This window comes from Pseudoxanthomonas japonensis (assembly GCF_043632995.1).
In the GTDB taxonomy this organism is placed as follows: domain Bacteria; phylum Pseudomonadota; class Gammaproteobacteria; order Xanthomonadales; family Xanthomonadaceae; genus Pseudoxanthomonas_A; species Pseudoxanthomonas_A japonensis.
Genome location: NZ_CP171633.1, coordinates 87,095 through 109,246, shown reverse-complemented (window position 1 = coordinate 109,246; position 22,152 = coordinate 87,095). Strand labels below are relative to the sequence as shown.

Below are 22,152 nucleotides of genomic sequence, written 5' to 3'. Positions count from 1 at the left end.
CCGGCGAGGTAATAACTGACAATGGCCAAGTTGTGGATTGACAACGGCTACCACGTTCGCGTTCTGGAGAGGGCCTACCGAGGCGAACTGGTTTCCAACGACCACTCAAGGACGGTGAACTTCTGGATGACCCACAGTATCGAGGTGCCCGAGGGCAAGGTGGGTTTCGCCACAACGGTCAAAGTAGACAAGTCAACACACTCGGACGAACAGGCGGCACTTGCCTATGCGCGCAACTGGCTTTCGGTGGAGCTTCCGCGGGCGTTCCAGCAAGGACACGGGCACTTCAACGTTTACGGTTGCAGATGGTGCACGGCCGCTGACACCGCCAAGGATGTATTGCCTGCGGTATCGCCCGTCGTGCTGGAGTTCGACTGTTCGCCACCAGCAAGGGCTCACTTGGTCGAAACTATTGCCCATCTTGAATCCGTCAAGCGGGCGTTCTCAGCAGCACGGACGAAAATTGACGACTGGGCGTACCACAACACCCCGCACGGCTTCAAGGCAACGTTGGGGATGGCTTGCGGCTTGTTCTCGAAGCTGGAACAAGTGCTCTCCTGCTCCGGAGAAGGCCAGGGTGGAAGCAAGCCATCCCATGTTCGCAATGCGCGAAGTAGTTACGAAGAATTGGCGCGTCGCTCAAGGGAGTCGAACTCCACTTACCAGCACCATCTCAGGGATCTGCAGCGGTTTGCGTTGGCATTGCGATTCCCGGCGGTATGGGACAGGAGGCCGCAGGTTCCGTCCTGAGCATCGCACTCGTTGAGTTTTGCCTGGTTCCCCTTATCGCGCCACAGAACGTAACGAGAACAGAAAAGCGCCTATGGACGCCTTGGAAGACATTCTGAAGAGCGGTGCTTATCCAGGAACATTTCACCCGATTTATCAGCGTTCGCCCTCGGCATGGTTTCCAGGAAACGAGGCCGCGAGCCTTCTTCTGCAGTCGCAGTTCATCTGGGACGACATCGTCGCGCTTTCCAATATCCAGCACGACTCCAACGGTCAGTATCAGCGGAAGCTGATCCTGAAGTACCTCATCGTCGAACTCAGATCGTTGCTCGAGGTCTTCGATCGGCTGCAGGCATTGGTCATGCGCGCAACCGTGTTTGATCCTGAAGAGCGCGATCAGCGGCCCTACCGAGGCATCACCATGGCCGAGCACCGGCTCGCGAGGGCGCTCTATAAGGAGTACGCCCAAGCCAAATCAGGTGTTGAGAAAGACGTCGTCGATATCAGGAACGCCATCGGCGCGCATCGAGGCAACATTGACTGGCCCGTGGTAATGAGGTTCTGGGATGCCCTCTCTCTTTCTGCTCTCCAACCTCTCCTGGACGTCATCCCAAGGGTATTTGCCCATGTCAAGGAGCTGAACATCTACGAATGGAGTCGTGCGCCTAATGAAGGCGTCATCGAGATCATTGGGGCAGCGATCTACCCAGGCGACATCGAGTTTGAAGATGTCTTGGATTCCGAGCCGCCTTAAGCTCGCGCTGTCGTCCTCCCGTATGTTGCGCCATGGCGCAGTTAGTGCGTCGCTAATCAGGGAAACACCATGTCGGATGAAACGCCGAAATCAAGGCCTGAGGTTGACGGCGCCCCGCCGAGACGAGTGGTTGATCGAACCTTGGCTGGGCGTCAAATGACATTAGGCCAGTTCCACGAGACGGCGCGACGCCAGTTCAGCGTTGTTGGTCAAATCCAGCAGGTGCTTAGGCCTTCGGTCGATAAGTTGGTTGGGAGCTCCGCGACAATGCAGTTCCAGACTATCGCCGCCAGTCTCTCGCCACTCTCGACGATCCGCTCTTCCGCGCCGTGGCTGAATGTCCTGCAAGCCTCCTCTGCCCTGTTGACAGTTGCGGAGGCCGCAGCAGCCGAGCGTGCCCGGGTGCTTGAACTGATCCGGCCGAAGTGGAACACCAGCCTGATAGGCAATGCCCTCTCGGAGACCGTGCGTCAGGCCGAGATGGCCAGCATTGGCCGGATAAGCGAAGTCGCCCGGCTGGCCAACATCGATGCGATGCAACGCGTCAGCAGTACCGTCGGGAGCGTCATTGCCAACCTTCAGGTGCGGTTGCCAAGTCTTCTGGAGATTGGCGAAGCCCTCCAGCGCTTGCCCGAGCGGGTGCGCGAGAACCTGGTCGCGCTGGCTGATGCCGGCTGGTACCTCGATCCCGAAATGCCTTTTACGGACTTGGCATATTTCAGGGAAGAACTGGCTGAAGGTTCGCCCGAGGAGGTGCATCGCGAACTGGCCGGTTATTTTCACGAAGCACTGGATCGCATTGAACAGGAGTTGATCGAACGCCACCCAAAGCGGGAAAGATTTATCCGCAGCGCGATGAAGTCGCACCGGACCGGCGATTACGCCAGTGCGATTCCGTTGTTGTTTGTCCAGGCCGACGGCATCTGTTTCGACAGCACTGGCTACCAACTGTTTGCCAACGGGGGGCTGCGAAAATACGCTAAGCGCATCGATCCAGACACGCTGGAACGCGCCTACCTTGAGCCGCTGCTGCGGGAAACACCGATGACCGAAAGTACCGGGCGGCGTGCTGCCCGAAGTACCGCACTGAATCGCCATGCCGTCCTGCATGGCGAAAGCCTCGATTACGACAGCAACGTGAACAGCCTCAAGGCCATTTCGTTCCTCAATTTCGTTTCGTATGTATTACTTTCTGATGACCAAGCATCAGAAGGCTGTGCTATCCCGCATGTCGATGGAGAGTAACTCTACTCCGCAGCAGCAAATTCCCGCTCTTGGCGGACGCTAATTCAGCACCGCGCCTTCCAGTTCACTGCGGGCAGCATGCCACCTCGCCTTCCCCACTGCCGGCTGTCTTTGCAGCCGCAAAGGCCTTGAGCGCCCACATCTCTCCCACGCAGCCGCCCATGGTCGAAGCGATTGCAAGCATTTCGGCCATCTCCTCTCGGTTGGCCCCCAACTCGACCGCCTTGCGTGCGTAGTGCGCTATACAGGGCTCGCAGCGGGAACTGACCGACCACAGCAGCGCTGCCAGCGCCTTGATCCGGGCAGGCAGCGCGCCATCGTCGGCGTAGATTGCTGCTTGGCGCATCTGGTCGATGTGGGATGCAGCAACATGAAAGGGATTCGACGGCGCGCTCATGGCTTCACCTGCGATGGATAGCCGGCGTTCGTCGTGGCATCGGTCAGCTGCTGCAGAGATGCCTTGGCGTCGTCGAAGGTGACGATGGCCTCGCGCTTCTCGAAGTTCACTGTGATTGCGGTGACGCCATCAACCTTGGCAAGGGCCTTCTTGACCGTGATTGGGCAGGCGGGACACGTCATGCCCGGAACCGACAAGGTCGCGATTCGGGTGACGGCCCATGCCGGAGCCATGGTCAGGGCCAATGCAGCGGCGGAGAGGAGAAAAAGTCTTTTCATGGCGAACTCCCGACTAATAGAAGAGTGGCACAACATAGGGAAAGCCGAGCGCAATCAGGATCAGCGCAGCCACAATCCAGAAGATCAGCTTGTAAGCGGCTCGGATCTTCGGCACTGCGCACACCTGCCCCGGCTCGCACGCCGACGCCGGATGGAAGATGCGCCTCCAGGCGAAAAACAAAGCCGTCAGTGCAGCCAGGATGAAGATGGGGCGATACGGCTCCAGCACCGTGAGATTGCCGATCCAGGCGCCACTGAACCCCAGTGCCACCAGAATCAGCGGCCCCAGGCAGCAGGTCGAAGCCAGTACGGCTGACAGGCCACCCACGGCTAGTGCCGCACGACCGTCTTTTCTCGTCATCCTTCTATCTCCTGTTCAATGCCTACGAGGTAAAGTTAGGGCCGTACCAAAGTACGGACTCAAGCCCATGTCGCCGCCTCCCGATGAGCTGACCATTGGTGCCCTGGCCAAATCCGCGGGCGTCAATGTGGAGACCATCCGCTTCTATCAGCGCAAGGGATTGCTTCCGGAACCGGTCCGGCCGTATGGCGGCATCCGTCGCTACGGCGCGACCGACCTGGCGCGGTTGCGGTTCGTGAAGTCGGCCCAGCGCCTGGGCTTCAGCCTCGAAGAGATCGCGCAACTGCTACTTCTGGAAGACGGCACCCATTGCCGCGAGGCGGCGCAATTGGCAACGGCGCACTTGAGTGACGTCCGAGCCCGCCTCGCGGATCTTCATCGCATCGAGGCGGCATTGTCCCAGTTGCTGGCGGCGTGCGAATCGCGTCGCGGCCAGGTGTCGTGCCCCCTGATCGATGCTTTGCACTGACCGGGCACAGGCAATAAATCGATTACCGGGCGCGGCGTGCGTACACCAGCCCGAGAACGCTGCCGAACACCAGATGCAGCATCCACGTCATGACCGGCGCGATCATGCCGAGCTTCATTCCGAAGAGCCCCGCGCCTGCCATCGGCATGATCATCAACATCATGAGCAGCCAGGCCGCCGATCCGAACACCAGACCCTTGGCGACTGCCTCCTTGCCCGGGATCGCCTTGTACAGCACTGCGAACAGGGCGCCCCATATGGCACCGATCATGAAGTGGATGACCCAGGCGACTGGAACCGCTACCCCCATCATCCGCGACAGCATCGAGATGACATCCAGCTGGGGCATCAGCCCCATCATCGACTTTGCCACCATCAGTACCGACAGCACGACGGTCGCGACAATTCCGGCGGTAATGCCCTTGGCGATATTGCCCATTTCGCTTCTCCTCTGAGTTGGTCGAGCGAGCTTGCTCTCAACGATAAAGAGGTGGCGATGAGGCAAAAGGATTCGCCGACCAGCGTTGCCGAAGGAATTCATCGTGATCCGCCACGAGGGAAAGCCTGAGGAAGGTGCTATTCCACGCCCCCGCGAGCGTGTTCCCTTATCGCATCCGTCACTTCGCGATTCACGTCCATCCCGCCCAGCAGGTAGCAGCGCCCACGCACGCACGGCATGCCGCGGTGATCCATGCTGGGTTGCTCCAGGAGTGGTCGCGACCTCCATGTCCCCGTGCCCAGGTCAAAGGCATCCACTCGCGCCGACGCGGGTGACGGCACTCCGTCGTATCCGGTGCCGTCGAAGTTGTAGGGGTTCTCGCTGCCCGCAACGAATACCAGCTGCCGGCCTTCATCGTCGGCGAAACTGCCCATGCGGTAACGTGGCAAGCCCGGGTGGGATGCCACGCGTTGCCACGCAATCCGCGTAGGGTCGCCTTCCTGGATGCGCCCGTGCCAGCATTCGTCGGAAGCCTGAAAACGGCGCGTCCCCTCGCCAGTGTCCAGTCGCACCCCGTCGCAGATCAGCAGATCCTCGCCCAGCAGCGCCCCGGCGTGGCCGAATACCGGGGTGCCCGGCCAGTCGGGGGCCCGACTCCAGACATTGCGGCGCGTGTCATACACCTGCACGGCGGCGACGTTGTCGTGCTGGTGCCAGCCGCTGACGAGAATGACCCAGCGGTCCGCGTAAACCAGCGCCACGGTGTCGTCCACCGGCACCGGCATCGGCGCCATCGCCGTGTAACGGCGGCTCCTCGGGTCGAAACGCAGCACATCCGGAGTGGAGACCTCCGTCCCGTCCTCGGCCACGGTGTAGCCACCGAACAGGTAGATCCGACCGCGAGCGGCTGCCGCGACCGAGGCCAGCCTTCCTCCTGCGACCGGCGGTGGCGGCAACTCTTGCCAGCGGTTTCGCCGGCTGTCGTATTCGAACGCGCGGCGGCTGACGTCGCGCCAGGTCTTTCCCTGCCCGAGTCCGAAGAAGCTGTAGAGCCTGAACTCCTCCCCCTCCTCCACGGCCGCCACCGCGTTGTTGCTGACGGCGACCGGCAAAGGCGGAATGGCACTGCCTGCCATCGGGAGCATCAGCAGGACGAGCAGCGGGAAAACGCGTCCGCACATGCGCAGCCCGGTCTCGATCGATCTGCCCGCAGGGGATCTGCCTGGCGCGGTGCGTCCAGTTACGGTGTCCACCCTCAAGTCGTTCGGCATATGTCCCCCTCGCAATGCACCGACGGTATGACGCGTCCCATCATGCGCATCGCCGAAAGGGCAATGGCGACCCCCGCCAGAATCCCGAGGTAGGCCGGGATTGCATGCGGCGAAAGCGATGGGATGCCGAACAGGATGAGCCCGTCGTTGCCGCCCGGAATGAACATGGCGCCGATGCCCATCAGCAAGCCGCCTCCGGCATGGCGCATGGCCTCGCGTGCGCGTAGCCGTTGCAGCCGGAAGGATCCGCGCTGCCAGCTGGAGAAAGCCATCCCCACGAGCGCCGCCGCGAGTACCAGCAGCGGAACGGATTGCGACGCGCCGCAGCGGGCCACCGTGCTGGCCTCCAGGACGCAAAGCATCGTTCCGGTGAACGACCACGGCCCCCATGCCAGCAGCAGCACGGCGTTGGCCCCGCCGACCAGCGCCGCTCCGGCGGACAAGGTGTAGATCGGAGCCCCGATGCTGTGGCGGAGCGAACCGGATTGCGCCAGCCTGCGCACCAGCAATGCCGCTTCCCAAAGGACGAACAGGCCAATCGGAACCGACAGCCAGAGCGGCAGTTGACCGGCGGGTACGTTCGCGGGCGTGGCGTCGCGAAGTCCGGACATGAGTGTCAGCGCCGACACGATCCCTACGGGCCACATGAGGACCGTGGCCAGTACATTCAGATTGCCGTCCATCAGCCGCGACAGTGTCGAAAACGTGCAGCCGCCGTTGATCCCTGCCCCCAGGCCAAACAGCATGCCTCCGGCGACGGAAAGCCCGCTCAACGGCCAATGCCGCAACCCGATTTCCAGGGGCACCGCCGCAGCCAATGCGCTCAGTGCCATGACCCAGAGCGAGCTCTTGGCGAACGACCACAGGAAATTGGCACGTCGGGTGGTCAGAACTTCCGCCACGGCCTTGACCGTGCAAAGCCCGGCGCGATGCGCGGCAAAGCCCAGCAACGCGCCCATCAGCATTGAAAGAACAATCAGCATGCCTGGCCTGGCCCTGGACTATTGCGACATGAGTGGGGCAGTCGCCGATTCCGATACCTTCGCAATGCGCAGGATATCGCCTGCACTGAACGGCGGGACGGACAACGGCTGCGGCAGGCGACAATAGAGTGTCGGCGGAACCGAAATGTCGGCGACATAGAGATCACCCGCTGCGGCGCATGTTGAAAGTCCGATCTTGGGCGCGGCCAACGTCAGCGTGGCGACCGCCACCATCGACGGATCCAGCGTCTTGCCGCTGGCGGCGTCGAATCCCGAAGGCACATCGAGCGACAGCACAGGCGCTGATGCGGCCCTCGCCCAGGAAATCAGTTCGGCGACGCGCCCGCGGGGGACGCCATGCAGGGAATAGCCGATCAGTCCGTCGAGGATCAGGTCGATTCCGTCATCGGGCTGGCCTCCCGGCTGCAGTCCCATTCGTTCGAGAATGGCCAGTTGCCGTGCCGGTACGGGCGCCATCGCGGCGGGGTCCTGCGAGAGGACGATGGAAACCCGGGCACCCCACCCTGCCAGCCTTCGCGCGGCCACGAGCGCGCCACCGCCATTGCCGCCGCCTCCCGCCAGCACGACGACGTGCGTCCCCCTCGGATCTCGCCCCAGGAACCGCACAGATGCCAGCGTGGCCAATGCACGGCCGGCGTTCTCCATCATCTGCGGGAGGCTGATGTCGTAGTGCCCGATCATCAAGCGGTCGACTTCGATCATTCCGGCCGCATCGATGGCGGGCCAGTTGCGAACGACCGGAAATCCGAACGGATCGCGTTCCATCACGCCGCCTCGATGGCCGCGACGACATCACGGCACCACCCCGTGCCACCGGTGAAGCATGCGCGCGGAAGGCATGGAGCTTTCGCGCTCATGGGGTCGCAGCCTGTTCTACGTGGCGATTGCCGACATCGTGGAGAAACTCCACGAACTCGGGTGACTTCTGCAGGAGCTCCCTGGATTGCGCAACGAGCGCATCGACTTGGGCAGGTTGCAGGCGAAAGGTAGTCGGCATGGCATTGAAGCGCCTACGAACGTCAGCGCTTTCGATCTGGTCGAAGGTCAGGATGGAGAAGTGCACCCTGACCTTTGCCTGGTCCGGCCCCCGCATGGTGTTGACGTGGTCCTCCCACATCAGGAAACCCTGCTTCGCCAGGGAAACCGTCTCCGTGTTGAGGATGCCGAGTGCCGAGTCGAACGAGGACTGGAGCATGGCGGTAAGCCCGGGTTCGCGCCCCTGGAGCGACCAATCCGTCTCCGTGTACACCTGCGCGTTTGCAATGACCACGAGGACATTGCGCACGCGCTGCAGCTGATCCCGAGTAAATGCCCCAGACATCTCCGGAACATTGCCGTAGTGCGCGACCGGACTCATCATCGAACCGCGTACGCCCAGGTTGTCGGTTACACCACCGTCGACCAGGCGCACTACCGGCATGCGATCGGGGATGGCGTAGCGCTCCAGCGCTAGCGCGACGGCACGCCGCCGCTCCAGAAAGGAGTCATGCGCCAGCGCATCGGCGACCCAGGGCTGATTCCGCTCATTGCAGCCATCGTAGTTGCGCAGCGCCATGCTGGCGAAAGGCCCCGGAACGGCGGACGATGCCATCACGGCATTGGCCACCGGATAGGGAGCAAGGTCGGAACACAGGAAGTCGAACTGTTGCTGGATGAAGGAGAACGTTGTGGCGTTGTTGATGTCGCTGGCGTTGATGATGATGAATGGCAGGTCATGCTGCGACAGGTCGCGATAGGTCGCCCCTGCGAACAAGGTTCGATCCAGGTATGCCGCCACGAGGTCGCTTCGGTTGTAATCGCCGGACGCGGTCCGCACTAGGCTGCCCGGACGCGCCGCGAGCCTGATCAACTCGCCCTGCCAGTCGCGGTTCAGGAATTCGCGCTTGAATTCCGTGAAGATGCGATCGCCATATAGGCCGTAATACGCTGCGGTATAGCTGCCACCGGAAACGGACGTGATGACGTCGACCTCGTCCAGCAACCGGCGTTGCGCGCCATCGACCTTGATCGTGGTATCGCGCAACGCCTCCAGTACGCCGTAGCTGAACGAAGCGGCACGGGTACCACCTCCCGAGAACGCAAGCACCACGAAGATGTCCTGTGAATTCTTCGGCAGGCGATTCCGGAACTCATAGCGATCGTCCATCGCCTGCCGGCCAATCGGTGCATTCCAGATGCGGTGTGCACATCCGGTACCGGACACGGTGACGACGATCCCGAACACTACCCAGGCCAGAACGGATCGCACTGTGCGCTGACTCGCCATGGGCTGTCCGGGGATGTCAGCTCTGCCGGTGCGACCACGCGAAGTCACCGAACTCGGGGTTGGTAGCCGTCCCGGTGATGTGGTTGGTGTAATTGCTGAGGGTCTTCATGGCCACGCCGAGCACGACTTCGATCGCCTGCTGCTTCGTGAAGCCGGCGGCAAGGAAGCGATCCAGTTCGCCTTCGGGCACCCAACCGCGTTGTGACACAACGGTCCGCGTGAAGGCCGCCAGTTCGTCGAGGCGCTTGTCCGGGATCGTGGCTTCACCGCGAAGGGCATCGACAACCTCCGCCGCCGCACCCGCCATCTTGAGTGCGATCATCGAGTGCGCAGCGACGCAGAATTCGCAACCGTTGGCTACGCTCGTCGCCAGCAGCACGACCTGCCGTTCGACCGGGGTGAACGAGGTCTTGTCGAACAACGCCGAAAGATCGAAGTACGCCTCCAATGCCGCGGGGGCCTCCGCGAGGTGGCCATACAGATTGGGAACGAAGCCCAGCTTCTGCCGGGCGCCCTTCAGCAGGTCGCGCGCGCCTTCGGGCGCCGAATCAGTGGTGTGCAAGGGAAAGTGGGACACGGGATTTCCTCTTTGTTGATGTCCAGAGCCTGCGGGGACCTGCGCACGCATGTGCGCGTTGGACACCCGCACCAAGCCGCACGAAAACGGCTGACTACCTGGATAAAGAGGCGTCGGGAAGGCAAAAGGATTCGCAGGCCGGCAGATTCGTCAGCCGCACACGCGACGTAACTTTTCCATCCGCTGAAGCGAAGTCTCCCTGTGAGAGGGATGCCAGGCCGAGTGCCGGTGCCCTCGATTCCCAACCACACAGGAGATTTTCCATGTCGACCCGCTTCCAGTCCGCCGTTCCCGCCCTCGCCCTCGCCGCTGCGCTGGGTTCGGCTCTGGCCATGGGCGCCGCGCCCGCTTCCGCCGCCGAAAAGGGCGCCGCCCAGGAGAAGTGCTTCGGCGTCGCCCTCGCCGGCAAGAACGACTGCGCCGCCGGCCCGGGCACGACCTGCGCGGGCACCTCCAAGGTCGATCATCAGGCGAACTCGTGGAAGTTCGTCCCCGCCGGCACCTGCACCACGACGCCGTCGAAGACCTCGCCGACCGGCTTCGGCCAACTGGCGGAGTTCAAGGCCAAGCCGTCCAAGGCCGGCTGATCGTCTTTCCCTCTGGCTTCCGGAGATAGGTCGGTGAACCTCCCTCGCAATCCGCACAGCGCCGAATATCCTCCGGCCGATGCCGGCCTGCCCTTGCGGGCCGGTATCGGATTCAAACCCCAGCACTTCGATGCGTTGCTGGCAGACGAGGCACCGCCCGCCTTCGTCGAAGTGCACGCGGAAAACTACATGGGCGCCGGCGGTCCACCGCACGCCCAATTGTCCATGCTCCGGGAACGCCTGCCGGTGTCCGTGCACGGCGTAGGCCTGTCCATCGGTGGCGAAGCCCCGTTGGACCCGGCCCATCTCGCCCGTCTGCAGGCGCTGATCGACCGCTACCAGCCTGCGGCGTTCTCGGAGCACCTGGCGTGGTCCACCCATGACGGCCGCTTCTTCAACGACCTGCTGCCGCTGCGTTACGACGCGGCAAGCCTGGCCCGGGTCTGCGCGCACATCGACCAGGTCCAGGAGCGGCTTGGCCGGCAGATGCTGCTGGAAAATCCCAGCACCTATCTGGAGTTTGAAGGCAGCAGCTACAGCGAGCCGGATTTCCTGTCGGCGATCGTGCGGCATACCGGCTGTGCGCTGCTGCTGGACGTGAACAACGTCTACGTGTCCTGCCACAACAATCGCCATGATCCGGTCGAGTATCTGGCTGCGTTGCCACTGCGTGCGGTGCGCGAGATCCACCTGGCCGGGCATGCGCAGGAATGCGATGCCTCCGGCGAACGGCTGCTGATCGACGATCACGGCTCCCCGGTCGGTGCCGCCGTGTGGGCGCTGTACCGGCACGTGATAGCGCAGACCGGACCGATGCCGACCCTGATCGAGTGGGATACCCATATTCCGGCCTATGCCACGCTGCGCGAGCAGGCGCAGCGAGCCCAGGCCTTGCTGGATGAAGTCTGCGCGACGGCGAAGGAGGCGGCATGATCGCGTCCGCCTCTCCTCATCGCGAATTCGCCGCCGCGCTGCAGGTGCCGACCCTGAGCGTTCCCCCAGGGCTCAGGGTCGGCGGTGGGTATGCGGCTGAGCGCCGGTTCGCCGTCCATCGCAACAACTTCGTCGTCGGCCTGATCGACGCACTGGCCGAGTCCTTTCCCGTGGCCGAGGCCCTGGTCGGCCCGGAGTTCTTCCGCGCGATGGCGCGTGAACGTGTGCTTTCCGATCCGCCGCGTTCACCGGTGCTGACCGACTACGCACTCGATTTCCCGGACTTCATCGCCGGTTTCGCGCCGGCCGCGGTCGTCCCCAATCTCGCGGACGTGGCGCGAATCGAAGCCCTGCGCATCCGCGCCTACCACGCTGCGGACGCCACGCCTGTGCGGGACGCGGCTTACCGGGAGTTGCTCGCGGATCCGTTGCGGATGGGTGCTGCGACGCTGCGACTGCATCCGGCCTGCACCTGGTTTCGCTCGCGCCACGCCGCCTATTCCATCTGGCACGCCCATCAAGGGGTGTCCGACATGTCCGAAGCCCGACTCGACTTGATCGATGTCGATCGCCCCGAGGACGTGCTGGTCACGCGGCCGGAACTCGACGTCGTAACGATCCCCCTGCCCGTCGGCGCCACCCTGTGGCTGGACGCGCTGCAAGACCGGCACACGCTGGGCGAAGCCTTTCAACAAGCCCATGCCGCTGACTCGCAGGTGGACGACGGTGCGCTGTTCACGCTGCTGGTCCAGAACGGATTGGCCATCGCCCTCGAAACAACTACGGAGAACTGAAGTGAGCACTTTCATCGTGGCCTCTTCCAAGCCCCAGCCCGGCCTCGTGGCCTCCGTCACCCGTCTGCTGCAGAAGACGACAGCCCTTTTCAGTCGCATTCCGCACAGCCTGATCGCCTTGCTGGCACGGTTCTCCGTGGCAATGACGTTCTGGCTGTCGGGACAGACCAAGATCGAGGGTCTGGTGCTGGATCCCATCAACGGCACGGCGCAGCTCGGCGTACCGCGGATTTCGGACGGCGCGCTGGAACTGTTTCGCAGTGAGTACGCGCTGCCGCTGATCCCACCCGAACTCGCCGCGCCCATGGCGGCCGTCGCCGAGCACGTGTTCCCGCTGTTGCTGCTCGTCGGTCTGGCCAGTCGTCTGTCGGCGCTGGCATTGCTGGTCATGACGTTGGTCATCCAGGTGTTCGTCTACCCCAGCGCGTTCCCGACCCACGGATTGTGGGCGGTGTCGATGCTTTACATCATGGCGCGCGGGCCCGGCGTGGTCTCGCTGGACCACTGGATCGCCCGCCGCTCGGGCGTCTGGGCGCGGTGACTTGGCCGCTGTGCCGGGACGACGCATCATGGCCACCATCCTCCCGTTCCCGATGCCGACACCGGCCATGCCCCAACGCAGTGAGCAGGTGGTCCACAACGTTCCGGGCCGCACGCCGGACCCGGACGACACCTGGAGCGCACTGATGGTGCGCGCCCAGGATGGCGACAAGGTCGCCTATCACGCGCTGCTCAACGACATCACGCCCTACCTGCGTGCCATCGCCGGCCGTTACCTGGGGAGGGGCGAGGATGCCGAGGACGCGGTGCAGGAAATACTGCTGGTCGTGCACGACATCCGACATACGTACGAGCCGGGACGTCCATTCAAGCCCTGGCTGGGCACGATCGCGACGCGCCGCTGCATCGACCTGCTGCGGCGACGCTCGCGGCGGATCGAACATGAATTGCTCGTGGACGTGGAGTTCGACCATCTGCAGGACGCATCGCCGGGGCCGGAAGAAGCCACGACCCGGCTGCAAGAGGCTCAAGACGTTCGCGACGCCGTCGCCGAACTGTCACCCCGGCAACAGGAGGCCGTTCGGCTGATGCACCTGCAAGACATGTCGTTGAACGAGGCGTCGGTCCAGAGCAAGCAGAGCGTCGGGTCCCTGAAAGTCGCCTGCCATCGGGCGCTGAAAACGTTGAAGCACGCGCTGCACAAGGGGGACGGCCGCCATGACTGATACCAACCGACTCATCGAACAGCTCGCCGCCCGCGCTCAACCGGTACGCCGACTCGCCTCGCCGCTGCGCCGGAGTCTGCTCTGGGTCACGCTGGCCACGGTGCTGATTGCCATGATCACGTCGGTTTATGGCCTCCGTTCCGGACTGGCGTCGCAGCTGTCTGCCGCGCCGGCATTGATCGAATGGATCGCCAGCGTGCTCACCGGCCTGCTCGCCGCGTACGCCGTCTTCCAGATCAGCGTGCCGGGGCGCTCGCTCGCGTGGATGTGGTTGCCGTTGCCCGCCCTGCTCCTGTGGTTGAGCGGACTGGGCTGGGGCTGCATGCAGGACTATGCGCGCATGGGACGGGAAGCCTTCCTGGTCGAACTGGTCAGCTCGGAATGCGCCGTCGCCATCACCATGACCAGTATCCCGCTGGGCCTGCTGATGCTGGTGATGGTGCGCCACGCCGGCGTGGTGCGCCCCGCGCCGACGGCGATGCTGGCGGCGCTGAGCGCGGCCGCCCTGTCCGCCGCCGGCGTCAGCCTCTACCACAGCGGAGAGAGCGCGCTGATGGTGCTGCTCTGGCACCTCGGCGCGGTCGTCGCGTTGTCGCTTGCGTGCCTCGCGTTCGGGCGCCCGCTGTTCTCCTGGATCGGGTACGCCAAGCGCTGAATCTCGCAGCCCGGCGCGGCGTAACCAAGGTAGGCGGATCGCCAGTCTGTGGATGCCGCCGGGAGAAGCGTTGAGGTTCTTCCGGCGGCTTCCGGGCAAGTCGTGCGGGCTCAGTGCCCGACCGAAAGGGCCGCGTCGCGGTCGCGGTGAACGCCCAGCCGCTCCACGAGCGACTCACTGGCCTGGTTCAACCCGATCACCTCCACGTCAGCGCCGTGCTTGCGCAGCTTGAGCACGACGCGATCCAGCGCGGCCACTGCGCTGGTGTCCCAGAAGTGCGCGTGGGTCAGGTCGATGACCACCTTCTTCTGTGCGTGCAGGTAATCGAAACTGTTGGCGAACTGGATGGCACAGGCGAAGAACACCTGCCCCTTCACGACGTACACGCGGCTGCCGTCTTCGGCCACGTGATCGTCCACCTGCAGCATCGAACTCACCCGGCGCGTGAACGAAAGCGCAGTCAGCAGAACACCGGTGAGCACGCCCTTTGCCAGGTCATGTGTGGCCACGGTGACGATGACCGTGCCGATCATGATCAGGTTCGCACTCTTGGGATGCGTCTTCAGCTCGGCGAAGCTCTTCCAGTGGAACGTCCCGATGCTGACCATGATCATCACCGCCACCAGCGCCGCCATCGGAATGCGCGAGACCCAGTCCGACGCATAGACGACGAGCAGCAACAGCACCACGCCCGCGACGAAGCAGGACAAACGCCCCCGTCCACCGGACGATACGTTGATCACGGACTGGCCGATCATCGCGCAACCGGCCATGCCTCCGAAGAGGCCGGCAACGATGTTGGCCGCACCCTGCCCGGCGCATTCGCGGCGGCGATGGGTCGGGGTGTCCGTCGTATCCTCGACGATCTGCGCGGTCATCAGCGATTCAAGCAAGCCGACAACGGCCAGGGTCGCCGAAACCGGCAGCAGGATCTTCAGCGTTCCCAGCGTCCAGGGGATGTCCGGGAACAGGAAGACCGGCAGGCTGTCGGGCAGTTCGCCCATGTCGCCGACGGTACGGATGTCCAGCCCCAGCCAGACGCAAACAGCGGTGAGCACGACGATCGCGACCAGCGGCGACGGCACCGCCCGCGTCAGCCGCGGCAACAAGTAGATGATGGCCAGCCCCGCCGCGCACACGGCATACACCTTCCAGGACATGCCGATCAGCTCCGGCAACTGCGCCAGGAAGATGAGGATCGCCAGCGCGTTGACGAAGCCGATGACCACCGAACGCGAGACGAAACGCATCAGCGTGTTCAGCCTGAGCGCCGCGGCAACGATCTGCAGCAGGCCGGCGAGGATCGTGGCGGCGAACAGGTACTGGAGGCCGTGGTCCTTGACCAGGTCGACCATCAGCAGGGCCATCGCCCCGGTGGCGGCCGAGATCATCCCCGGTCGGCCGCCGGCGATGGCGGTGATCACGGCGATGCAGAACGAGGCGTACAGGCCGACCTTGGGATCGACGCCGGCGATGATCGAGAAAGCGATGGCCTCGGGAATGAGGGCCAACGCGACGAGCAGGCCGGACAGGATGTCGCCGCGGACATTGCCGAACCACTGCTCGCGCAGCGAATATGTAACGGACACTGGAATGACTCCGGCGCGCCAGCAAGGCGCGCATGCAAAGGAAGGCACAAGACCCTGTCAACCGCCACAAGGCGGTCGGCGCGAACGCAGCCAGAGAAGGGTCAGGGCGGAGTCATCAGGCAGGAGCTCGGCGAAGGACGCGCATTGTATTGCAGCGCAGCAGGTGACTCAACGACGGGCGCTATCGCGGTGCGATAGCCAGAGTTTCTTTGGTGTCGCGACGCGTGGTGTGCCGCCCTGCATCTCTTATCCACTCTTGGTACGAACTCTCAGCCGCCGTCCGTCGCGCCTTGCGACAAGCGCTCGCGCATCAGGGACCGGGCACGGTGCACGCGGGACTTCACCGCGGCCAGCTCCATTCCGAGCTGCTCGCCGATCTCGTTGAGCGTCAGGCCGTCCACGTCGCGCATCAGCAGGATTTCCCGGTAGTGCGGCGGCAATGTCGCCATCACCCGGCTGATGTCGGCGCGCAACTCCAGGGGCTCGGGCGTCACGATCGACTCGATCGCGGGTGTTATTTCCTGGTTGGTCAACAGGCGCCAGCCGCGCCGCATCCGGTTGCACTCGCGCTTGACGATGCGGAACAGCCAGGAGGTCATCGATTCGACCTGGCGTAGGTCGCCCATTCGCCTGGATACGGTGAAGAGCGTTTCCTGCACCGCGTCCTCGACGTCGTTGACCTCGCAGTGGTACTCGGCATAGCGGCGCAGATCCTGGCGCGAGCACGTTAGAACGGCGTTGATCGCTTCAACGTCGCCGGCTTTCGCCGCATTCACTGTTTCTGGGTCCAGGCGACCTGCCACTATCACTCTCCAAAGCGCCTCGGAACAACGTTGTTGCCGCTCCGTACCGGCTTCTACATGGTATCCGACCGCGATTCATCCAATTCCCTCCCCCCGAAGAACACCATCTCACGTCGCCAGATGTGGACGAAAAACCGCCAGGAAGTAACCCGCGCGAATCCTTTTGCCTCTTGCCGGCCTCTTTACACAGGTAACCGGTCATTACGCCGGTCCCGCCCGACTTGAGGAAACGCAATGGCTCGATCCGCGATGCGCCTGATCCTGCTGGCTGTGCTGGCCATCGCCGCCTGGGCGCTATGGCGCAGTGGGCTGCTGGATCAGCTCAGCCTGGAGGGACTGAAGGCCCGGCAGGAGGCGCTGCAAGGCTGGACCGCCGCCCACTCCGTCGGGGCGGCAGTCGGGTTCTTTGCGCTGTACGTGCTGGTGGCCGGCCTGTCCCTGCCCGGGGCCGCCATCCTCACGCTGGCCGCGGGCGCCCTGTTCGGCCTGGTCGAGGGCACGCTGCTGGCCTCCTTCGCCAGCACGATCGGCGCGACGCTCGCGTTCCTGGCGTCGCGGTTCCTGTTCCGGGATGCCATCCGCAACCGGTACGGCGAGCGGCTGCGCGCCTTCGACGAAGGCATCGCGCGCGATGGCGGGTTCTACCTGTTCACGCTGCGCCTGGTGCCGGTCTTTCCGTTCTTCGTCATCAACCTGGTCGCGGGCCTGACCGCGCTGACGGTGCGCTCGTTCTACTGGGTCAGCCAGGCCGGAATGCTCCCGGGCACCATCGCCTACGTGTACGCCGGCACCCAGCTGGCGCGCATCCGCGAAGCCGGCGACATCCTCTCTCCCGGCCTGCTCGGCGCCTTCGCGCTGCTGGGTCTGATGCCCTTGCTGATGCGCTGGCTGGCACGGTGGCTGGCGGCGCGCCGGGTTTATCGCGGACACAAGCGCCCGCGCCGCTTCGACTACAACCTGGTCGTGATCGGCGCCGGTTCGGCGGGCCTGGTCTCGGCGTATATCGCTTCCGCGGTCAAGGCGAAGGTGGCGCTGGTCGAACGCCACCGCATGGGCGGCGACTGCCTCAACACCGGTTGCGTCCCGTCCAAGGCGCTGCTGCGCAGCGCCCGGCTGCTGGCCGAGGCGCGGCACTCGCAGCGCTACGGCATCGACCGGATGGACGCGGAGTACGACTTCGCGCAGGTGATGGAGCGCGTCCAGGCCGTGATCGGCAAGGTGGCGCCGCACGATTCGGTGGAGCGCTACACGGGGCTTGGCGTGGAGGTCGTCGAAGGCGATGCGCGCATCGTGTCGCCGTGGGAGGTGGAAGTGGGTGGCCGGCGCCTGAGCGCACGCAGCCTGATCGTCGCCACCGGTGCCGGGCCGCTGGTGCCGCCGCTTCCCGGTCTGGACACCGTCGACTACCTCACCTCCGACACGCTGTGGAACCTGCGCGCCCTGCCGAAGCGGTTGCTGGTGCTGGGCGGTGGCCCGATCGGCTGCGAACTGAGCCAGGCGTTCGCGCGTTTCGGCAGCGAAGTCACGCAGGTGGAGATGGCGCCGCGGCTGCTGCCGCGCGAGGACGCCGATGCCGCCAGCGAGGTGGAGTCGCGCTTTCGCGAAGAAGGCATCCACGTCAGGGCCGGCTGCAAGGCGCTGCGGGTGGAACGCGATGGAGAAGGCGGCCGCCTCGTGTGCGAGCAGGACGGGAAGGAAGTCGCGTTCGCCTTCGATCGTCTGCTGCTGGCACTGGGGCGCAAGGCCAACGTGCACGGGTTCGGGTTGCAGGAGCTGGGCGTCGCGATCGATCCCCGCGGCACCGTCCGCGCCGATGCCTTCATGCGCACCAACTTCCCCAACATCCTGGTCGCTGGCGACGTCGCCGGCCCCTACCAGTTCACCCACGTTGCCGCGCACCAGGCTTGGTATGCGTCGGTCAATGCGTTGCTGGCGCCGCTGTGGCGCTTCAAGGCGGACTACCGCGTGATCCCGTGGGCAACGTTTACCGAGCCGGAAGTGGCCCGCGTCGGCCTGTCGGAGGACGAGGCGCGGGCGCAGGGCATCGCCGTGGAAGTCACCCGGTACGGGCTCGACGACCTGGACCGCGCGATCGCGGACTCCGCCGATCGCGGTTTCGTCAAGGTGCTCACCGCACCAGGCAAGGACCGCATCCTCGGCGCGACCATCGTCGGCGAGCACGCCGGCGACCTGCTGGCCGAGTTCGTATTGGCGGTGAAGCACGGCATCGGCCTGAACAAACTGCTCGGCACGATCCACACCTACCCGACCCTGAGCGAGGCCAGCAAATACGCGGCCGGCGTGTGGAAGCGCGCCCACGCGCCGCAGGGCGCGCTGCGTTGGGCCGAACGCTACTTCGCGTGGCAGCGGAGCTGATCATCATGCGCCTGCTGCTTGCCTTGCTGTTCTGGTTCTCGGCTTTCGACGTGATCGCCGCGCCGGCGGCCTACGATCCGTCCCACGCCGCCTGGGGCCGGTTGTTGTCGGCCCACGTCGACTGGAATGCGGTGGGGACGACGACGACGGTGGACTACGCCGGCTTCGCCCGCGACTCGGTCGCGCTGCGCGGTTACCTGCAGTCGCTGACGACCGTCACCGAAGCGCAATTCCGGCAATGGCCCCAGGCCGAGCGCGAGGCGTTCCTGATCAATGCCTACAACGCCGCCACGGTGCAATTGATCCTGACCCGTTATCCGAAGCTGCGGTCCATCAAGGAGCTTGGCGGGCTGCTCAGTTCGCCCTGGAAGCAGGCGTACGTTCCGCTGCTCGGGAAGACGCGCAGCCTCGACGACATCGAGCACGGCCTGCTGCGCAGCGATCCGGGTTATGCCGATCCGCGCATCCACTTCGCGGTCAACTGCGCCTCGGTAGGATGCCCCGCCCTGCGGCCCGAAGCCTACGTCGGTCCGCGCCTGCGTCAGCAACTGGAAGACCAGACCCGGCGCTTCCTGCGCGACCGCTCTCGCAATCGTCTGGATGCCGGAACCCTGCGGGTATCGAAGATTTTCGACTGGTACGGGCGCGACTTCGCCGCTCAGGGCGGCGTGAGCGCGTTCCTCGCTCGCTACCCGGATGCGTTGGGCCTGGACGCGGGTGTCAGCGGTCGACTGCGCCGGGGACAGTTGCCGATCGCCTACCTGGACTACGACTGGTCCTTAAATCGGAGGCAGCCATGAAGTCGCGACTGGCTGATTGCCTGCACTCGTTTCGCGCCATGCCGCGTTGGGTGCAATTGTGGATGGCGTGCGTGCTGGTCCCGGTCAACCTGATGCCGTTCCTGTTGCTGTCCACACCGACCGGTCGGGCGGCGGCGTTGGCGACGCTCGTGGTGATGCTCGGCGGCCTGCCGATCATGCTCGCCGAGCGTGGGCTCTCGCGCCTGATGTCCGTGCCGCACCTGGTGGCCTGGATTCCGCTGGTGACGTTGCTCGTCATCTGGTTGATGCATGGACGTCCGATGAGCCCGGCTGAAACCGGACTGGCCGTCACGCTCGTCGTGGTCAACACCATTTCTCTCGGGTTCGACGTTGTCGAGTTCGTCCGCTGGTGCCTGGGAGGCCGTGCGGTACCCAGCGCTGCATCAACCCCCAACCGCACCTGAGGAGCTTTCCGGCATGTCACTGATCCTGCTGATTCTGGTCACCCTGGCGCTGGCCGCCGCCAACGGGGCCAACGACAACATCAAGGGCGCGGCCACGCTCATCGGCTCCGGCGTGATCGGTCATCGCGGTGCGATCGTGCTGGCCACGGTTGCGACAGCGGCCGGTGGCGTGGTTTCGATTTTTCTCGCCAATGGGCTGCTGGCGGCCTTCAGCGGCAAAGGCATCGTGCCGCAGGAGATCACCACTTCGGTGCCGTTCCTGCTGGCGGTGGGCGTGGGTGCGGCCATGACCATCTGGCTAGCCACGTGGACCGGCATGCCGGTTTCCACCACCCATGCCCTGCTCGGCGGCTTGCTGGGCGCAGGTGTGGCGATGGTGATGCAGCAGGTGGCCGTCGGGACCGCGATCAAAGCGATGCTGGCGCCGCTGCTGATCTCGCCGCTGATCGCGCTGGTGTTCGCATTCGCGCTGGTGCCGCTGCTGCGGCGGCTGCGCGCACCCTCGGCGCACGGCGAGCCCTGCGTCTGCAGCGAGATCGAAGTGGGCCACATGGGCACGGCATTGGCGATCGATCGCACCATGCTCGCAGTGGCCACCGAGGATGCACCGCAATGCCAGCCGGCGCCCGGCCGTAGCGTGACGGTACTGCCCATGCGACGTTGGCTCGACAACACCCACCTGCTCAGTGCCGCTGCCGTCAGCTTTGCGCGCGGATTGAACGACACGCCGAAGATCGCCGCATTGGCCGTCGCCGGAAGCGGCCTGGGCGTGGGCTCGGCCTCCGCGGCGGTGGTGACGGCCATGGCAGCCGGCGGCCTGCTGGCGTCACGCCGGGTCGCCAACACGCTCGCCCACAAGGTCACCCGGATGGATGCGGGCGAAGGCCTCGGCGGCAACCTCGTCACGGCACTGCTGGTGATGGGCGCTTCGCGCTTCGGCATGCCGGTATCCACCACGCACGTCAGCACCGGCGCCCTGTTCGGCGTGGCGGCCAGCAACGGTGGCGGCCATGCCGCGATGATCCGACAGATCCTGCTGGCATGGTGTTTCACCCTGCCCGTGGCCGCGCTGCTCGCATTCGGCACCGCACAGATCATTTCCTGAGAGATACCCATGAACCTGCACACTTCCCACGGCGACAACATCCACAATGACATCCGCCACTATTACGGCGACGTGCTCCAGTCCTCGCGCGATCTCAAGACCGGTGCGTGCTGCCCGGCCGAAGCCATGGCACCTGCACTGCGGGCCTTGCTCGACGACGTCCATCCCGAAGTGAAGGACCGGTTCTACGGCTGCGGCTCGCCGCTGCCGCCGGCCCTGGAAGGCAGGACCGTGCTCGACCTGGGCTGCGGCACCGGGCGCGACGTGTACCTGCTCTCGCGCCTGGTCGGCGAATCCGGTCGCGTGATCGGCGTGGACATGACCCCCGAGCAATTGGAGGTCGCCCTCCGGCATCAGGACTGGCACGCACAACGCTACGGCTACGCCCGCTCCAACGTCAGCTTCCACGAGGGCTACATCGAGCGACTCGACGCCTGCGGGATTGCCGATGCTAGCATCGACGTGGTCGTCTCCAACTGTGTGCTCAACCTGTCGCCGGAAAAGGAAAAGGTCTTCGCCGAGATCTTGCGCGTGCTCAAGCCCGGCGGCGAGTTGTACTTCTCCGACGTGTTCGCCGACCGGCGCATTCCCGACGCATTGCGAACCGACCCCGTGCTGCTCGGCGAGTGTCTGTCAGGCGCACTGTACGTGGAGGACTTCCGCCGGATCATGGGCCGCCTGGGTTGCGCGGACGTGCGTTGCGTCAGCCAGTCGCCGATCCCGCTGCTGGATGCGCAGATCGAGGCCCGCATCGGCATGGTCCACTTCCGTTCGATGACCATGCGCGCCTTCCGCCTGCCGCTGGAGGACCGCTGCGAGGACTTCGGGCAGGTCGCGACCTACCGCGGCACTGTCGCCGGCCAGCCGCATGCCTTCGTGCTCGACGACCATCATCGCTTCGAGACTGGAAAGCCATTGCGGGTGTGCGGCAACACCTTCGACATGCTCGCCGCGTCGCGCTTCGCCGGGCACTTCGACCTGCTCGGCGACAAGGGCACGCATTTCGGCCTGTTCGACTGCGCCCCTGCGGTGGATCCGTCCTCCTGTGCCACCGGCAGTTGCTGCTGAG

Annotated in this window: 26 protein-coding genes; 15 read left to right on the top strand and 11 right to left on the bottom strand. The window is 64.7% G+C overall.

What is annotated here, in order from left to right; all coding sequences use genetic code 11:
• Positions 1-21: 21 nt before the first annotated feature.
• The 3 genes from ACGHX3_RS20035 (at position 22) to ACGHX3_RS20025 (ending at position 2,728) form a co-directional block, all read left to right on the top strand.
• Positions 22-750, top strand: coding sequence for a hypothetical protein (locus ACGHX3_RS20035; RefSeq protein WP_394697540.1), 729 nt, complete (start codon positions 22-24; stop codon positions 748-750).
• A 73-nt stretch (positions 751-823) separates the two neighbouring features.
• Positions 824-1,483 carry a hypothetical protein gene (locus ACGHX3_RS20030; RefSeq protein WP_394697539.1) on the top strand — a complete coding sequence of 220 codons (660 nt, stop codon included), beginning with the start codon at positions 824-826 and terminating at the stop codon, positions 1,481-1,483.
• Positions 1,484-1,552: 69 nt separating this feature from the next.
• On the top strand, positions 1,553-2,728 hold the full coding sequence (locus ACGHX3_RS20025; protein ID WP_394697538.1) for a hypothetical protein: 1,176 nt from the start codon (positions 1,553-1,555) through the stop codon (positions 2,726-2,728).
• 64 nt (positions 2,729-2,792) lie between these two features.
• On the opposite strand, the gene ACGHX3_RS20020 is transcribed toward ACGHX3_RS20025, so the two are convergent.
• From ACGHX3_RS20020 to merT, 3 genes are read right to left on the bottom strand one after another with little or no spacing between them, the layout of a single operon-like run.
• Positions 2,793-3,125, bottom strand: a complete 333-nt coding sequence (locus tag ACGHX3_RS20020) for a carboxymuconolactone decarboxylase family protein (protein WP_394697537.1) — start codon at positions 3,123-3,125, stop codon at positions 2,793-2,795.
• Positions 3,122-3,403, bottom strand: a complete 282-nt coding sequence (gene merP, locus ACGHX3_RS20015; protein WP_394697536.1) for a mercury resistance system periplasmic binding protein MerP — start codon at positions 3,401-3,403, stop codon at positions 3,122-3,124. Before merP ends, ACGHX3_RS20020 begins: the two co-directional genes overlap by 4 nt.
• 13 nt (positions 3,404-3,416) lie before the next feature.
• The gene (gene merT, locus ACGHX3_RS20010; protein WP_394697535.1) at positions 3,417-3,764 is read right to left on the bottom strand and encodes a mercuric ion transporter MerT; all 348 of its coding nucleotides are present in this window, start codon (positions 3,762-3,764) and stop codon (positions 3,417-3,419) included.
• A 67-nt stretch (positions 3,765-3,831) separates the two neighbouring features.
• Between merT and merR the strand changes: the two genes are divergently transcribed.
• Positions 3,832-4,233: an Hg(II)-responsive transcriptional regulator gene (merR, locus tag ACGHX3_RS20005; RefSeq protein ID WP_394697534.1), complete on the top strand. Its 402-nt coding sequence runs from the start codon at positions 3,832-3,834 to the stop codon at positions 4,231-4,233.
• Positions 4,234-4,255: 22 nt separating this feature from the next.
• On the opposite strand, the gene ACGHX3_RS20000 is transcribed toward merR, so the two are convergent.
• The 6 genes from ACGHX3_RS20000 to ACGHX3_RS19975 form a co-directional block, all read right to left on the bottom strand.
• Positions 4,256-4,672 carry a DUF6789 family protein gene (locus tag ACGHX3_RS20000; RefSeq protein WP_394697533.1) on the bottom strand — a complete coding sequence of 139 codons (417 nt, stop codon included), beginning with the start codon at positions 4,670-4,672 and terminating at the stop codon, positions 4,256-4,258.
• A 137-nt stretch (positions 4,673-4,809) separates the two neighbouring features.
• Positions 4,810-5,943 (bottom strand): Kelch repeat-containing protein, encoded by a 1,134-nt coding sequence (locus tag ACGHX3_RS19995; RefSeq protein WP_394697532.1) that lies wholly within the window; start codon positions 5,941-5,943, stop codon positions 4,810-4,812.
• Positions 5,928-6,926 carry a YeeE/YedE thiosulfate transporter family protein gene (locus ACGHX3_RS19990; protein WP_394697531.1) on the bottom strand — a complete coding sequence of 333 codons (999 nt, stop codon included), beginning with the start codon at positions 6,924-6,926 and terminating at the stop codon, positions 5,928-5,930. Before ACGHX3_RS19990 ends, ACGHX3_RS19995 begins: the two co-directional genes overlap by 16 nt.
• 18 nt (positions 6,927-6,944) lie before the next feature.
• Positions 6,945-7,712, bottom strand: coding sequence for an NAD(P)H-hydrate epimerase (locus tag ACGHX3_RS19985; RefSeq protein WP_394697530.1), 768 nt, complete (start codon positions 7,710-7,712; stop codon positions 6,945-6,947).
• Positions 7,713-7,800: 88 nt separating this feature from the next.
• Positions 7,801-9,213: a patatin-like phospholipase family protein gene (locus tag ACGHX3_RS19980; RefSeq protein WP_394697529.1), complete on the bottom strand. Its 1,413-nt coding sequence runs from the start codon at positions 9,211-9,213 to the stop codon at positions 7,801-7,803.
• Between the two features lie 16 nt (positions 9,214-9,229).
• A complete protein-coding gene (locus ACGHX3_RS19975) occupies positions 9,230-9,790 on the bottom strand; it encodes a carboxymuconolactone decarboxylase family protein (RefSeq protein WP_394697528.1) in 561 nt (186 codons plus the stop codon).
• Between the two features lie 263 nt (positions 9,791-10,053).
• On the opposite strand from ACGHX3_RS19975, the gene ACGHX3_RS19970 reads away from it, so the two are divergent.
• The 6 genes from ACGHX3_RS19970 to ACGHX3_RS19945 are packed head-to-tail and all read left to right on the top strand — an operon-like array spanning position 10,054 to position 13,985.
• Complete coding sequence (locus ACGHX3_RS19970; protein ID WP_394697527.1) at positions 10,054-10,377, top strand: DUF2282 domain-containing protein; 324 nt, start codon at positions 10,054-10,056, stop codon at positions 10,375-10,377.
• 33 nt (positions 10,378-10,410) lie between these two features.
• Entirely contained in the window at positions 10,411-11,310 is a 900-nt protein-coding gene (locus tag ACGHX3_RS19965; RefSeq protein ID WP_394697526.1) for a DUF692 family multinuclear iron-containing protein, read from the top strand.
• Positions 11,307-12,104, top strand: coding sequence for a putative DNA-binding domain-containing protein (locus tag ACGHX3_RS19960; protein ID WP_394697525.1), 798 nt, complete (start codon positions 11,307-11,309; stop codon positions 12,102-12,104). Before ACGHX3_RS19965 ends, ACGHX3_RS19960 begins: the two co-directional genes overlap by 4 nt.
• A 46-nt stretch (positions 12,105-12,150) precedes the next feature.
• Positions 12,151-12,645, top strand: a complete 495-nt coding sequence (locus ACGHX3_RS19955; protein WP_394697554.1) for a DoxX family protein — start codon at positions 12,151-12,153, stop codon at positions 12,643-12,645.
• A gap of 28 nt (positions 12,646-12,673) precedes the next feature.
• A complete protein-coding gene (locus tag ACGHX3_RS19950) occupies positions 12,674-13,330 on the top strand; it encodes an RNA polymerase sigma factor (RefSeq protein ID WP_394697524.1) in 657 nt (218 codons plus the stop codon).
• A complete protein-coding gene (locus ACGHX3_RS19945) occupies positions 13,323-13,985 on the top strand; it encodes a DUF1109 domain-containing protein (RefSeq protein WP_394697523.1) in 663 nt (220 codons plus the stop codon). Before ACGHX3_RS19950 ends, ACGHX3_RS19945 begins: the two co-directional genes overlap by 8 nt.
• Positions 13,986-14,095: 110 nt before the next feature.
• Here the strand turns inward: ACGHX3_RS19945 and ACGHX3_RS19940 are convergent, their stop codons facing one another.
• Positions 14,096-15,574, bottom strand: a complete 1,479-nt coding sequence (locus ACGHX3_RS19940) for a SulP family inorganic anion transporter (RefSeq protein WP_394697553.1) — start codon at positions 15,572-15,574, stop codon at positions 14,096-14,098.
• 269 nt (positions 15,575-15,843) lie between these two features.
• Positions 15,844-16,377, bottom strand: a complete 534-nt coding sequence (locus ACGHX3_RS19935; protein WP_394697522.1) for an RNA polymerase sigma factor — start codon at positions 16,375-16,377, stop codon at positions 15,844-15,846.
• A gap of 234 nt (positions 16,378-16,611) precedes the next feature.
• On the opposite strand from ACGHX3_RS19935, the gene ACGHX3_RS19930 reads away from it, so the two are divergent.
• From ACGHX3_RS19930 to ACGHX3_RS19910, 5 genes are read left to right on the top strand one after another with little or no spacing between them, the layout of a single operon-like run.
• The gene (locus tag ACGHX3_RS19930; protein ID WP_394697521.1) at positions 16,612-18,753 is read left to right on the top strand and encodes an FAD-dependent oxidoreductase; all 2,142 of its coding nucleotides are present in this window, start codon (positions 16,612-16,614) and stop codon (positions 18,751-18,753) included.
• 5 nt (positions 18,754-18,758) lie between these two features.
• Complete coding sequence (locus tag ACGHX3_RS19925) at positions 18,759-19,553, top strand: DUF547 domain-containing protein (RefSeq protein ID WP_394697520.1); 795 nt, start codon at positions 18,759-18,761, stop codon at positions 19,551-19,553.
• Positions 19,550-19,978, top strand: coding sequence for a hypothetical protein (locus ACGHX3_RS19920; RefSeq protein WP_394697519.1), 429 nt, complete (start codon positions 19,550-19,552; stop codon positions 19,976-19,978). Before ACGHX3_RS19925 ends, ACGHX3_RS19920 begins: the two co-directional genes overlap by 4 nt.
• Positions 19,979-19,991: 13 nt before the next feature.
• A complete protein-coding gene (locus ACGHX3_RS19915; protein WP_394697518.1) occupies positions 19,992-21,083 on the top strand; it encodes an inorganic phosphate transporter in 1,092 nt (363 codons plus the stop codon).
• Between the two features lie 9 nt (positions 21,084-21,092).
• On the top strand, positions 21,093-22,151 hold the full coding sequence (locus ACGHX3_RS19910) for a methyltransferase domain-containing protein (RefSeq protein WP_394697517.1): 1,059 nt from the start codon (positions 21,093-21,095) through the stop codon (positions 22,149-22,151).
• The last annotated feature ends 1 nt before the right edge of the window (position 22,152 follow it).

What these genes read in the sequence shown, in the direction of transcription:
- ACGHX3_RS19995 (WP_394697532.1), bottom strand. Translation starts at nt 5,943, where the DNA reads ATGCCGAACGACTTGAGGGTGGACACCGTAACTGGACGCACCGCGCCA.
- merP (WP_394697536.1), bottom strand. Translation starts at nt 3,403, where the DNA reads ATGAAAAGACTTTTTCTCCTCTCCGCCGCTGCATTGGCCCTGACCATG.
- ACGHX3_RS19925 (WP_394697520.1), top strand. Translation starts at nt 18,759, where the DNA reads ATGCGCCTGCTGCTTGCCTTGCTGTTCTGGTTCTCGGCTTTCGACGTG.
- ACGHX3_RS20030 (WP_394697539.1), top strand. Translation starts at nt 824, where the DNA reads ATGGACGCCTTGGAAGACATTCTGAAGAGCGGTGCTTATCCAGGAACA.
- ACGHX3_RS19990 (WP_394697531.1), bottom strand. Translation starts at nt 6,926, where the DNA reads ATGCTGATTGTTCTTTCAATGCTGATGGGCGCGTTGCTGGGCTTTGCC.
- ACGHX3_RS19945 (WP_394697523.1), top strand. Translation starts at nt 13,323, where the DNA reads ATGACTGATACCAACCGACTCATCGAACAGCTCGCCGCCCGCGCTCAA.
- ACGHX3_RS19985 (WP_394697530.1), bottom strand. Translation starts at nt 7,712, where the DNA reads ATGGAACGCGATCCGTTCGGATTTCCGGTCGTTCGCAACTGGCCCGCC.
- ACGHX3_RS19910 (WP_394697517.1), top strand. Translation starts at nt 21,093, where the DNA reads ATGAACCTGCACACTTCCCACGGCGACAACATCCACAATGACATCCGC.
- ACGHX3_RS20020 (WP_394697537.1), bottom strand. Translation starts at nt 3,125, where the DNA reads ATGAGCGCGCCGTCGAATCCCTTTCATGTTGCTGCATCCCACATCGAC.
- ACGHX3_RS20000 (WP_394697533.1), bottom strand. Translation starts at nt 4,672, where the DNA reads ATGGGCAATATCGCCAAGGGCATTACCGCCGGAATTGTCGCGACCGTC.
- merT (WP_394697535.1), bottom strand. Translation starts at nt 3,764, where the DNA reads ATGACGAGAAAAGACGGTCGTGCGGCACTAGCCGTGGGTGGCCTGTCA.
- ACGHX3_RS20035 (WP_394697540.1), top strand. Translation starts at nt 22, where the DNA reads ATGGCCAAGTTGTGGATTGACAACGGCTACCACGTTCGCGTTCTGGAG.
- ACGHX3_RS19960 (WP_394697525.1), top strand. Translation starts at nt 11,307, where the DNA reads ATGATCGCGTCCGCCTCTCCTCATCGCGAATTCGCCGCCGCGCTGCAG.
- ACGHX3_RS20025 (WP_394697538.1), top strand. Translation starts at nt 1,553, where the DNA reads ATGTCGGATGAAACGCCGAAATCAAGGCCTGAGGTTGACGGCGCCCCG.
- ACGHX3_RS19980 (WP_394697529.1), bottom strand. Translation starts at nt 9,213, where the DNA reads ATGGCGAGTCAGCGCACAGTGCGATCCGTTCTGGCCTGGGTAGTGTTC.
- merR (WP_394697534.1), top strand. Translation starts at nt 3,832, where the DNA reads ATGTCGCCGCCTCCCGATGAGCTGACCATTGGTGCCCTGGCCAAATCC.
- ACGHX3_RS19920 (WP_394697519.1), top strand. Translation starts at nt 19,550, where the DNA reads ATGAAGTCGCGACTGGCTGATTGCCTGCACTCGTTTCGCGCCATGCCG.
- ACGHX3_RS19970 (WP_394697527.1), top strand. Translation starts at nt 10,054, where the DNA reads ATGTCGACCCGCTTCCAGTCCGCCGTTCCCGCCCTCGCCCTCGCCGCT.
- ACGHX3_RS19950 (WP_394697524.1), top strand. Translation starts at nt 12,674, where the DNA reads ATGGCCACCATCCTCCCGTTCCCGATGCCGACACCGGCCATGCCCCAA.
- ACGHX3_RS19930 (WP_394697521.1), top strand. Translation starts at nt 16,612, where the DNA reads ATGGCTCGATCCGCGATGCGCCTGATCCTGCTGGCTGTGCTGGCCATC.
- ACGHX3_RS19915 (WP_394697518.1), top strand. Translation starts at nt 19,992, where the DNA reads ATGTCACTGATCCTGCTGATTCTGGTCACCCTGGCGCTGGCCGCCGCC.